Annotated in this window: 1 protein-coding gene; it reads right to left on the bottom strand. The window is 37.3% G+C overall.

The window, feature by feature from the left end; all coding sequences use genetic code 11:
* A partial coding sequence (locus V7L07_RS07965) for an adenosine kinase (RefSeq protein ID WP_335056640.1) occupies positions 1–913 on the bottom strand: 913 nt, incomplete at both ends.

The following is a 913-nucleotide window of genomic DNA, read 5'->3' as shown; positions in this document are numbered from 1 at the left end:
CGATGCTAATTTTCCGGCTTCTTCATAGCTCATACCTTGGGTAATTCCATAGAGGAAAGCTCCTGCATACATATCTCCGGCTCCTACTGTATCTACAGCTTTCACTTGAGGTGCAGCGATTTCGATTAATTTCTGACCATCAAATACTACTGAACCATTAGCACCGCGAGTAATGGCAAATTTCTTACTCAGAGTTTTTAGTTTGTCTACAGCTACTTGAAAATCTTGTGTATCTGCTAGTTCTAATGCTTCACTTTCATTAGCAAAAATCAAGTCTAAACCAGACCCAATGATGTCTAAAAGACCATCTTTAAAAAACTTCACCATGTTATAATCAGATAGGGACATGGTAGTTTTTACTCCCGCTTTTTCAGCTATTTCTCTAGCCTTTATAGCTGCCTCTTTTGCTGTGGGAGAAGTCACTAAATATCCTTCGATATATACATATTCTGAATCAGCAATCGCTGATGGTACTAATTCTTGTGTAGAAAATTCTCCAGTAATTCCCAAAAATGTATTCATGGTGCGATCGGCATCGGGAGTTACTAACACCAAACATTTACCTGTAATTCCTGATTGGCGGTCGCCATTTTTTAAGTTGGTATCTACCTGAGAGTTAAGTAAATCTTCGATGTAAAAGTCTCCAAATTCATCATTAGCCACTTTACAGGAATAAAAAGCTTTTCCTCCTAGTTGACTAATTGCCACCATTGTGTTAGCGGCTGACCCTCCACAACTCTTATGGCAATGAAGATTTTTGAGATTTTCCAAAATATGATTTTGACTATCTTCATCTAGGAGTGTCATTACACCTTTATCAATCTTTAACTCTTGTAGTAACTCTCTTGATACTTCGTATTCTATATCTACTAAAGCATTACCGACACCATAAACATCATATTTCTTGCCCATT

This window comes from Nostoc sp., assembly GCF_036916985.1.
In the GTDB taxonomy this organism is placed as follows: domain Bacteria; phylum Cyanobacteriota; class Cyanobacteriia; order Cyanobacteriales; family Nostocaceae; genus Nostoc.
This window is presented reverse-complemented; position numbering and strand designations above follow the sequence as displayed.